This is a genomic window from Paenibacillus sophorae (assembly GCF_018966525.1).
Classification (GTDB): Bacteria; Bacillota; Bacilli; order Paenibacillales; family Paenibacillaceae; genus Paenibacillus_AQ; species Paenibacillus_AQ sophorae.
On record NZ_CP076607.1, the window covers coordinates 2820526 to 2832618 of the forward strand.

6 protein-coding genes are annotated in these 12093 nt (G+C 47.5%); all 6 read left to right on the forward strand.

Going from position 1 to position 12093, the window contains the following annotated elements:
- The first annotated feature begins 71 nt into the window (after positions 1 to 71).
- The 6 genes from KP014_RS13205 to KP014_RS13230 all read left to right on the forward strand — a co-directional run bounded on the left by KP014_RS13205 (position 72) and on the right by KP014_RS13230 (position 11964).
- A complete protein-coding gene (locus KP014_RS13205) occupies positions 72 to 3881 on the forward strand; it encodes a GH32 C-terminal domain-containing protein (protein WP_090834584.1) in 3810 nt (1269 codons plus the stop codon).
- A 250-nt stretch (positions 3882 to 4131) separates the two neighbouring features.
- Positions 4132 to 6159, forward strand: coding sequence for a methyl-accepting chemotaxis protein (locus KP014_RS13210; protein ID WP_036596593.1), 2028 nt, complete (start codon positions 4132 to 4134; stop codon positions 6157 to 6159).
- A gap of 258 nt (positions 6160 to 6417) precedes the next feature.
- The gene (locus KP014_RS13215; RefSeq protein ID WP_036596589.1) at positions 6418 to 7299 is read left to right on the forward strand and encodes a LysR family transcriptional regulator; all 882 of its coding nucleotides are present in this window, start codon (positions 6418 to 6420) and stop codon (positions 7297 to 7299) included.
- Between the two features lie 217 nt (positions 7300 to 7516).
- Positions 7517 to 8476, forward strand: coding sequence for an IS30 family transposase (locus KP014_RS13220; RefSeq protein WP_036593802.1), 960 nt, complete (start codon positions 7517 to 7519; stop codon positions 8474 to 8476).
- A gap of 162 nt (positions 8477 to 8638) precedes the next feature.
- The gene (locus KP014_RS13225; RefSeq protein ID WP_036593312.1) at positions 8639 to 10507 is read left to right on the forward strand and encodes a beta-glucoside-specific PTS transporter subunit IIABC; all 1869 of its coding nucleotides are present in this window, start codon (positions 8639 to 8641) and stop codon (positions 10505 to 10507) included.
- Positions 10508 to 10536: 29 nt separating this feature from the next.
- Positions 10537 to 11964, forward strand: coding sequence for a 6-phospho-beta-glucosidase (locus KP014_RS13230; protein ID WP_036593310.1), 1428 nt, complete (start codon positions 10537 to 10539; stop codon positions 11962 to 11964).
- Positions 11965 to 12093: the final 129 nt, after the last annotated feature.

Sequence of the window (12093 nt, forward strand, 5' to 3'; positions counted from 1 at the left end):
ACAAGGCAATAATGCAAGGCCGAGGCGGTGAACGTCCGGTCTTGCTCATTTGATATTAAGGGAGCGAATGTATGAAAAGATCAAGCTTTAAATTAACAGCATTTTTGTTAGCGCTTGCATTGGGGCTGTCGGGTCTGTATTCTTCCGGGTCCGCTCTGGCGGCAGGCTGGGCCGGCAATACGCCCGGCTATTTGCCTGTGTCGGGAACGTGGACGCAGGATGGAACGAACGGCCTGCGCGGGGTCAGTTCGGGCTCGGACAATGCGTTTAATATGTCGACGACGTCGGTGGGAACGAACTTCGTATATGAAGCTGACGTGAAAGTGGACGCTTCTTCACCGCATGGCGTGGCATCGCTGGTCTTCCGGGCGAGCGCGGACGGTTCGAAAGGTTATGTACTCAGCCTGGACCCGAACCTGGACCGCATTCGTCTGTTTGATTATGCTACGGGAACCGATTTGGCTACGCCTTTTTCCAAGACGATGAGCGACGGCAGCTCTTATCATCTGAAGATCGCGGCGGACGGGAGCTCGCTTAAGGTATATGCAGACAGTGCGCAGGCATTTAGTGTAAGCGATACCAAGTACAGCTCTGGGCTTACCGGCTTTCATGTATATAATGGAACCGCCTATTTCCAGAACGTCTACGTTAACGTACTCAATACGAATGTGACGGGCTGGAACGCCTCGGGTACATGGAACCTGACTTCACAGGGCTGGAAGGGTACGGCAGCTTCCAATCAGAACATTACGGCCATCTCTGCCACAAGCTCGAATGATTTCAGTTATGAATCGGATGTGCAGATCACCGATCCGTATGCCCTGGGAACGCTGCTGTTCCGTTCGAATGCGGACGGGACGCAGGCTTACGGACTGCAAATCGATCCAAACCAGGACCGCTTAAGGTTGTATAAGACGGATGGAAATGTCACGTTGGCGCAGGTGGATACGCAGGTGGATTCCGGCAAAGTCTATCATGTCCGGATCAAGGCCCAGGGTTCCTCAATCAAAATATATTGGCAGTATGATTTTTTAAATCCCACCGGATATAACCCGCTGCTCACGGTCACGGACACTTCTTATACGCAGGGCTTTGCGGGAATAGGCGTATACAACGGTTCGGCGGTATTTCAAAATATTCTGATCAGCACCCTGAAGACGAATCTGGAGGGCTGGACGGCTTCAGGAGGCGGCAGTTGGATTCCGCAGCTCGGTGGGTTCAAGGGGACAAGCTCCGGAAGCTCGGACACCTATAATGTGGTGGGGGCTGGGATGTCCGATTTTGTATTGGAAGGCGATCTTTCGGTCGATAACGGAACATCGCACGGCACAGCGGGCCTTGTGTTCCGCGCCGCTTCCGCATCAAGCGGGGGATATGTGCTGAACATCGACCCGAATCTGGACCGTGTCCGTCTGTTCAACCGCAGCGGGGGAAGCACGATCGCCACGGCCAATATGAACATCGATACCGGGCGGGTCTATCATATTGAAATTATCGTAAGCGGTTCCAGCATCAAGGTCTATGTGGACGGCGGGGTGACTCCGCTTATCTCCGCGACAGATTCGGCCTATACGTCCGGCGTTATCGGGTTGAATGCATTCAACGGCACGGCTTACTTTCAAAATATCTATGCTGCGGATTTAAGCCAATATTATAACGAAACGTACCGGCCGCAGTACCATTTTACAGAAACAAGAAACCGGTCGAGCGACCCGAACGGCTTGGTCTACTACCAGGGAGAATATCATATGTTTCATCAGCAGGACGGGGAATGGGCTCATGCGGTGAGTACCGATCTGGTCCACTGGAAGCATCTGCCGCTCGCCATTCCAAGAAATGACGCCGGGGATGCATGGTCGGGCGGGGCTGTGGCGGATTTGAATAATGTCTCTGGCCTGTTCCCCGGCGGCTCCGGCATCATCGCTTATTACACTTCATTTAACCCGGAGAAGCCTAACGGCAACCAAAAGATACACATCGCGTACAGCAGTGACAAAGGACGCACCTGGACGGATTACGCGAACAATCCCGTGGTGGAGAATCCCGGAGGAAGCAACGGGGGCTGGGATTTCCGCGATCCGAAGATTGTCTGGGATGCCGATCACTCGAAGTGGGTAATGGTTGTATCGGGGAACGACAATGTCCGGTTCTATACATCGACCAATCTTCTAAACTGGACGTATGCCAGTGCGTTCGGGTATGGCGCTTATCTGCATGGAGGCATCATGGAATGCCCTGACCTGTTCCAGCTCCCGGTCGACGGCAATGCGGCGAACAAGAAATGGGTGCTGGTACTGAGCACCGGGGCAGTCCCGGCTACGCACGGTTCGGCGTCGGAGTATTTCGTCGGCAGCTTTGACGGCACGACCTTTACCAGCGACAATCCGGCGGCAACCGTGCTGCGGACCGAGCAGGGGAAGGATATGTATGCGGCGATGACCTTCGACGGAATCCCTGCGGCCGACGGGCGCCGGATCTCCATCGGCTGGATGTCGAACTGGGATTATCCTTTCAGCTTCCCGACCTCCCCGTGGAACGGGCAGATGTCCGTACCGCGGGAGCTGAAGCTGACCGACATCGCCGGGACCGGCATCCGCCTGACGGAGACGCCCGTAGCCGAAATGGACGCCCTTCGGGGCGCGGCAACCTCGATCAACAATGTCACCGTGACACCTTCCAGCGCCAATCCGCTTGCGACGGTCACAGGCACGGCCTATGAGATCGATGCGGTGCTGGAGCTGCCAACCGGCAGCACGGCATCCGAATTCGGCTTCCATCTGCGGGAAGGAGGAGGCCAGAAGACGGTCGTGGGCTATAAGACCGGTTCGTCGGAAATGTTCGTGGATCGCTCATCCGCTGGAGCAGACGGATTCACGGCCAACTTCCATCCTGTACAGAGCACGGTTCTTCCGCTGGAAAATGGCAGAGTCAAGATGCGTATTTACGTTGATCAATCTTCTGTCGAGGCATTCGGCAACGACGGCAAAGCGGTCTTCTCGGATATGATTTTCCCCGGATCGGCACGGACCAGCCTCAGCTTTTATACATCTGGCGGCGATGTCAAAATCGTCTCGCTGAATGCTTATCCGCTGGACAATGTCTGGCGGTCCGAACCAGCCTCCGGCTCAACGCCGCAAAAGGTGGTCATGGACCAGACCCGTGTTCAACTGGCGGCAGGCTCCATCTACCGGCTGTACGCGGATGTGCTTCCACGCTCGGCAAGTAATAAAACGCTGGTGTGGAGCTCCAGCAATCCGGCGGTAGCGTCGGTAGCTCAGACCGATTCAGTCAGCACGGACGTCACGGCGGTGGCGCAGGGCAGGGCCGTCATAACCGCCACGACGCAGGCAGGCGGAATTGTCTCATCGACAGTCGTCGAGGTGGGCTCTTTCACGACAAATTTGACGGGCTGGAACAGTACGCCCGCGGACTCCTGGACGGTCACGGGAGACGGCGTCTCCGGCACGTTCGATAAAGACAGCAATTACATGTCCGGCGTAAGCGGCACCGACTTTACTTACGAAGCGGATGTGAAGCTGGACCGGGCCGGAGGAGCGGGTTCGATGATTTTCCGGGCCAATGCCGACGGCTCAAGCGGTTATTATTTTAACATCGATCCTAATATCAAGGCACTGCGACTGTTTTACAAGCTGAATGGCGGTTTCTCCTCCAGTCAGATGCTCGCGGGCGTTCCGGCGGCGATTATATCCGGTACGGCCTATCATGTTAAAGTCGTGACCTCCGGGACGAATATTAAGGTGTATTTCGACGGCGCTTCAACACCGGTCATAGATGTAAACGACGCCACGTTCACCAGCGGTTATTTCGGCCTCAACGTGTTTGGGGGAACAGCCAGCTACCAGAATGTGAATAAAAATTAAGCTTTGTAAGCATAGGAATGAATAAAAAATCCGCCAGGCGAACTCATTTTCGTCTCGGCGGATTTTTGCTGTTTTATGACTTGATTATTTCATTCGAACGTAAATAATAAAATTTTTCAGTAAATTTCGCGAAATTTGTCGAATGCTCTTTTCATTTTCGAAATAAAAACCGATAAGAGCATTAGTAATCTCTGTGCTAAGAGCGGCGGTTACCGACATAAGTACCGAATGTGCCGAAAGGGTGTAAAAAATGAAAATCCGTACAAAGCTTTCTCTGATGATTCTCGCTGTCAGCTTGTTCTCCACCATTGTAATGGGAATTTTCAGCTACTCCAAATCATCCAGTACTTTGGCATCCATGACAAGTGCATCGATGCTGCATCTGAATTCGAGCAAGTCGGATACGATTGCCGCCATGATCGAGAAAGAGCAAAGAAATCTGGCCCTGATTGCCGGTGAACATGACATAGCCCAGGTGCTTGTTCAGGCGAAAAACGGAGCTGCCGATAATGACCTTCGCGCCTCCGTAATTACCAGGCTGCAGGGTGTGGTTAAGGATGCGGGCAACCTTGAGCACTTGCTTATCGCCGATATGAACGGCACCGCTATTGCCGACAGTGATCCTTCACTGCTGGGCAAAAGTTTCGCCGACCGTGCTTATGCGAAGAAGGTAATCGAGACCGGAGAGCCAGTTATCAGTGAGACGCTGAAGTCCAAGGCGACCGGCGCGTATGTCCTCGCATTTGTCAACCCGATTAAAGCTAATGGAGTGATGGTAGGATTTGCGGTATCCGCCGTCTATGCGGACAGCCTGACAACCTATTTGGGCGACGCGAAAGTAATGAGCAGCAAATCAAGCTATGCATACTTGGTTGATGAAAAAGGGATGATGCTCTATCACCCGACCAAGGAAAAGATCGGGCAGCCGGTGGAGAACGTTGCGGTTAAAGCGATTGTAGCCCGCGTTCAGAAAGGGGAACAGCCGGCTGATGCGATCATTGATTATGATTTCAATGGCAGGGCCAAGAAGGCGGCTTATACCGTACTGCCAGAGACCAAATGGACATTGGTGCTGACAGGGGACGTCGGCGAGATCATGCAGCCGGTCAATGAAATGACGACCTTCATCGTGCTGCTCGGTCTTATCAGTCTGGTGCTGACCCTGATAATCGGTCTGTTCACCTCCCACAGAATAGCTGTTCCAATAACCAAGCTTACCGAACTAATTAATAAGACGGCCGAACTGGACCTGAGATACGATGGCACATACGAATATCTATTGAAAAATAAAGACGAGACCGGCGTCATCGCCAAAGCGACGATCCGGACCCGCAGCGTGCTGCGGGAGATGGCGGGCAGTATGATGAACATCTCCAGCCAAGTCCTGAACAATGCAGAGATGCTCGAACGGTTGGCCGTTGAAGTCAGAGAGAACGCCCATGACAACGGAGCGACGACACAGGAACTGTCCGCAGGTATGGAAGAAACCGCCGCATCCTCTGAGGAGATGACTGCCGCGATTCATGAGATCGACAGTAATGTCAGCGAAATGGCCCAAAAGGCCAAGGAAGGCGGCAGAGTTTCTGCCGACATTACTGACCGTGCCTTGGCCCTGAGGCAGGGTATGAACGAGTCCACAGTGTATGCCAAGGGGATTTACGATTCAGTTCGCGTTAAGATGGAGAAGGCGATTGAAGAGTCCGGCACAATTACCCAGATCAACGAACTGGCGAAGACGATTATGGATATAACGAGCCAGACGAATCTGCTCGCGCTTAATGCGGCGATTGAAGCGGCCCGGGCTGGAGAAGCGGGAAGAGGCTTTGCCGTTGTGGCCGGGGAAATCCGCAAGCTGGCGGAGAAGTCGTCGGAGACCGCGTCGGGCATTCAGGATATCGTGAAAGGAGTCCATACTTCTGTCGGTCAGTTGAAGGACAGCTCGGAGGATCTGCTGTCCTTCATCGACGGGACGGTGCTGAGCGACTACGATAAGCTGAAAGAGGTAGGTGAGCAGTACAAGCAGGATGCTGAGCTGGTAAGCAATCTGATGCATGATTTTGAAAATTCAGCCAGTCATTTGAGCGAGACGGTTTCTGCAATTACGATTGCAATTAACGAGGTCGCCGCGACGATTTCGGAAAGCGCTGCGGGTGTTCAAGACATAGCCGAGAAGACCTCCGATATCGTGGAGAAGACGTATAAGGAAGCTGATATGGCGGACGAGAATACGAAGAGCGCGCGTGAGCTTCAGGAATTAATGGAGAAATTTAAAATCTAGGATGGGCAAAGGGCTGTCTCCTGGTCATTTTCGACTATGGGACAGCCTCTTTTTTCTGTCGACAAAATATCTTCTTTACAATTCAGCGATTATACATAAAATTAACACATAATTAAAATGGAAGTGAACCGTGTCAATCATGAAAAGAGAAAGTTGGGGAAATTCGGTAATTTTTTATAAGGATTTTCGGTATATATCGGGTTTGTGAAAGTACAATTGGAAAAAATCAGGTAATAAAAGGATGTTTCAGGAGGGGACATGGAGCTAAGAGTTCTTCGATATTTTCTGACAGTTGCACGTGTAGAAAGTATTACTCATGCGGCTGATATACTACATGTAACACAGCCCACGTTAAGCAGACAATTGGCGGATTTAGAAAAAGAGTTAGGAACTCAACTACTTATACGCGGAAAAAGAAAGGTATCATTAACGGATGCTGGTATGCTTTTGCTTCAGAGAGCAGAGGAAATCCTGACGATTGCGGATAAGACAGAGAAAGAATTTAAAGATCAGAAAAACCTAGTAGGAGGAACAATATCTATAGGAAGTGTTGAATCACTGACATCGCAAGTTTTGTCTAAGTTATTAAAAGAATTTTCCGCTGAATATCCACAGGTAAATTATCATATTTTTAGCGGAACAGGGGATGATATAAAGGAAAAAATAGATAAAGGATTACTTGAGGTCGGAATGTTATTAGAGCCTATAAATATTGAAAAATACAATTTTATCAGACTGCCACAAAAGGAACGATGGGGAATTTTTACTCAGGCAACATCTCCTCTTGCACAGAAAGAACATGTGACTCCCAAGGATCTTATTGGAGTGCCCCTGTTCATTTCCAGTCGACTTGTAGTACAAAATGAAATTGCCAATTGGTTTGGTGATGAATATGATCATTTACATTTTGCAGCTACCTATAACTTAATTTCGAATATAGTTAATCTTGTAGAAAATGGTATGGGAACTGCAATATGTATTGAGGGTATTCTTGCGATGAAGGATTCTAACCATCTTTGTTTTAGACCATTTTATCCTGAACTCAAATTCGGATGTGTAATCGTTTGGAAAAAGCACAAGATTTTTAGTGAAGCTACTAATCGCTTTATTCAATTTATTAACCATGCCTTACAGGCATAATAAAACATAGATCATAGGTATTGGATGTAGTTATTTATGTGGTGATAATATAAGGATGTAAACGCAAACAAATGCAGCCTTAAATTATTGCCGATAAATAACTTTTTTATTTGACGGATTGTAAAATGAAGTGCGACAGCTAAGAAAACAAAAAGGCCCATGTCGGTTTCGTGTAAAATGGAAGTCACCACAACACCATTTACAGGAGAACCCAACCATGAGCTACTCCCATCTTAGCATAATTGAGCGTGGACAACTAGAGACGTTACGCAGTCTGGGGTGGTCCGTGAGGGCCATTGCCCGCCAGCTCTGCCGACATCCTTCCACCATCGCCCGCGAACTGAATCGTGGCGCTCAAGCCAAGCAGGCATATGAAGCGGCATCCTCTCAGAAAGCTTATGAAGACAGAAGGAGGGCGAGCCGTCCGCATGGCAAGTTCACGGTTCAACTGGCAAAAGAGCTTGAAGCCAGACTCGACCAGACATGGTCGCCAGAGCAGATTGCGGAAAAACGACGCGTGGAGGGGAAGACCTTCGTTTGCTTCAAAACCATTTATCGCTGGATTTATTCCGGCCGCCTTGCCGCAGGAAAGGTGCAGGTGCTCCGGCACAAGGGCAAGCGCCGTGGGCCGGTCGAAACCCGTGGACGCTTTCTCGTGGGGACACCGATCAGTCAAAGGCCGCATGAGATTCGTAAACGGAGTACTTTTGGACACTGGGAACTCGATACCGTTGTCTCCAGCCGAGGCAAGAGCAAGGCCTGTGTCGCCACCTTCATCGAGCGCAAAACGCGCCTGTATTTGGCCGTTAAGATGCCGGATCGTACCGCCTACTCCATGGAAGTCGCCTGCGGCGTTGTAGCCAGCCAGTATCCGCATTCCGCTTTCCAAAGTGCCACAGTTGACCGAGGAAAGGAATTTGCCTGCTACAGCTCGTTGGAGCATTACCTCCAGATGAAGGTATACTTCGCGGACCCGTATTCCTCCTGGCAACGCGGCTCCAATGAAAACGGCAATGGTCTTCTGAGAGAGTTTTTCCCAAAAGGCCACGACTTCGCCACGGTTACCGACCAAGAACTCGCTCAGGCTGTCCGCCTCATCAATTTCCGGCCACGTAAATCTCTGGGCTGGAAGTCGGCTCACGAAGCCTTCATGGACGAGATGTCGCACTTAGCTTGACAATCCGTCATTTTGTAAAAAAGTTATTTGAATAGTTATTTTTTGGAGGTGAACAAGCGGTAAGAGGAAATTACTGATCATGGGCTATGCCCAAAGCTCAACAGGGTCAACTATTTAATTTATTTAAAGCGCTTTCAAATAAAAAGAGGGGGCACTAATTGTATGAGCAAAAAATATGAAAAATTAGCTCAGGATATCGTAGAAAAAATTGGTGGCAGTGAAAATGTATCAACACTAACTCATTGTATGACAAGGCTTAGATTCGCACTAAACGATAATATAAAAGCTGATCAAGAAGGTATTAAAGCCTTAGATGGTGTTATTAATGTTATCGAAAGTGGAGGACAATTTCAGGTTGTCATCGGAACACATGTTGAAGAAGTTTACGAAGAAGTTGTCAAGCATCTCAAACCTTTAGGAAATTCAGATGTTAAATCGTCTAAAAGGGATAAAGTAGGTCGCTTGGACAAATTAATCGATTTTGTTTCCGGAACATTTAGTCCACTCGTTCCGGCTATTGCGGGCGCAGGAATGATTAAAGCTCTTTTGGCTTTACTTCTTTTGTTTGGTCTGGTGTCAAGAGAGTCACAGACCTATTATGTAGTGAGCTTCATAGCTGATGCCGCTTTTTACTTCTTACCGTTTTTATTGGCATATTCGGCTGCTAGTAAATTAAAGTGTACTCCTGCTATGGCAATGGTGCTTGCTGGAATTTTACTCCATCCGAGCTTGATTCAATTGCGAACGGATGGGAAAGCTGTTGAAGTTTTCGCAATTCCGATGCAGCTTGTTAACTATGGTTCATCTGTTGTTCCAATCCTCTTAATTGTTTGGGCGCAATCTTACATTGAACGACTGTTTAAAAGAATCATTCCTGACTCTATAAAAATTATTTTTGTTCCGATGTTTACCATTATCGTCACTGGAATCATAGGTTTAACTGTATTAGGACCACTTGGATCTTTTGTCGGAGGCTATATGGCAGCGGGATTTGAGTTGTTAGGATCTTATGGGGGTTGGTTGATTGTTTTCTTAGTTGCAACCCTTTGGCCAATACTTGTTATGTTCGGTATTCACCATAGTATTGTTCCGTTATCATTGGCGCAAATAACAACATTAGGATACGAAAATATTATAGGTCCTGGTGCAATCATTTCAAATATTTCTCAAGGTGTTGCTGCATTGGTTGTAGGGTGGAGAACGAAAGATTCATCATTTAAACAAATCGCAAATACCAGTGGAATTACAGGCTTGATGGGAATTACAGAACCAGCACTTTATGGTGTTTCCTTACCTAAAAAATATCCTCTTATTGCTGCTATGATTGGTGGTGCCTGTGGAGGGCTTTACGCAGGATTAATGGGAGTTATACGTTATGCGACAGGGGCCTCAGGAATTCCGGCCATTCCGCTTTACATCGGAGAAAACATTTGGCATTTATATAATATATTAATCGCATTAGTAATTACTGCTGTTGTAACTGCGGTGGTTACCTATTTTTTAAGCCTGAAATATGAAAAAGAAACACCTGAGCAGAATAAAGTCAGCACGAAAGATGAAATCATCACACTTAAAAATACTGTCATTACCAGTCCGATCAAAGGGAATGTAATTCCGCTAAAGGATGTAAAAGATGAAGCCTTTGCCTCGGAAGCAATGGGAAAGGGAATTGCCATTGAGCCAAGCGAAGGAAAAGTGGTCGCTCCTTTTGATGGGAAAATTGTTTCGCTATTTCCCAAGAAGCACGCAATCGGTTTACTCTCCGATGATGGGATTGAAATACTCATCCATATCGGATTGAACACCGTTAGACTGAATGGGAAGTATTATGAAGCTCATGTTGTAGAGGGGCAGAGAATGACCAAAGGCCAGACGCTAATCACGTTTGATTTGGAGAAAATCAGAGAGGAAGGATATGTTACTCAGACCCCGGTGATCGTTACGAATACCTATAGTTATGCTGATGTGATAACCAATAACAGTATTGCAATCACTGATTTTAACCATGAGTTGCTAGTCCTAAAAGTATAACCATATTAAATTCAAGGAGTGGATTGTAAATGGCTCTAAGCAAAGAGTTTCTATGGGGAGGAGCAACTGCTGCTAACCAATGTGAAGGTGGATATTTGGAAGGGAATAAGGGGTTGTCAACCGTTGATGTTATACCCGCAGGAAAGGATCGCGTTTCTGTATTGAAAGGCAAGATGAAAATGCTGGAATGTGATGATGAGCATTTTTATCCGAGCCACGAAGCTATCGACTTTTATCATCGTTATAAGGAAGACATCGCTTTATTCGCAGAAATGGGTTTCAAATGCTTCCGCTTATCGATGGCATGGACACGAATCTTCCCGCATGGGGATGATACATTACCCAATGAAGAAGGTTTGAAATTCTACGATGATGTTTTTGATGAGTGTCTAAAATATGGTATAGAACCATTAGTAACCATCACTCATTTTGATGTGCCTATACATTTGGTAAACACGATCGGTTCTTGGAGAAGCCGTAAAATGGTCGATTATTATGAAAGACTATGCGAAACACTTTTCACTCGCTACAAAGATAAAGTAAAGTATTGGCTTACTTTTAATGAAATCAACATGTTATTACATCTGCCATTCGGCAGCTCAGGGTTGGTGTTTGAAGAAGATGAAAATGAAGAAGCTGTGAAGTATCAAGCAGCACATCACCAATTGGTCGCAAGTGCAAAAGCAACTGAAATCGCCCGCAAAATAAATCCCGAATTCAAGATTGGGTGTATGTTGGCGGGTGCCAGCACTTATCCTTATACTTGTGCTCCCGAGGATATATGGAGAGCCATGACAAGGGATCGAGAGCATTACTTCTTTGTGGATGTGCAATCCCGCGGGGAATACCCGAATTATGCCAAAAAAATGTTCGAAAGAATGAATATACATCTTAAAATGGAAGATGGTGATGAGGAGCTTCTGAAAAATAATACAGTTGACTTTGTTTCATTTAGTTACTATGGTTCGCGATTAACGAGCGCTGACCCAGCAGTAAATACTCAAACCGCTGCCAATCTCTTTCCGACATTACGAAATCCCCACTTAAAAAGAAGTGAATGGGGCTGGCAAATTGACCCACTCGGACTAAGAATTACATTGAATGCATTGTATGATCGCTATCAAAAGCCATTATTGATTGTCGAAAATGGGTTGGGAGCTGTTGATAAGCCTGATGAAAATGGATATATCGAGGATGATTATAGAATCGAGTATCTTCGTGAACATATCCGGGCATTTAAAGCAGCTGTAGCAGAAGATGGTGTGGAGTTGCTAGGCTATACAACCTGGGGCTGCATTGATTTAGTAAGCTCAAGCTCTGGAGAGATGAGCAAAAGATATGGTTTCATCTACGTGGATAAAGATGACCAGGGAAATGGCACGTTAAACCGTAGCAGGAAAAAGTCCTTTAATTGGTATAAGAAAGTAATTAGCAGCAATGGAGAAGATTTAGATTAGACCCGTCAAGTAAGCGCAAACTGAATCGCATGGAAATCCTTTGATTTGATACAGTCACAGCTCGTTGATGGTAGAATCACCCTCGACCAGCTGTGACGCGACCCATGCCTAGCCAAGGTATACGAATAA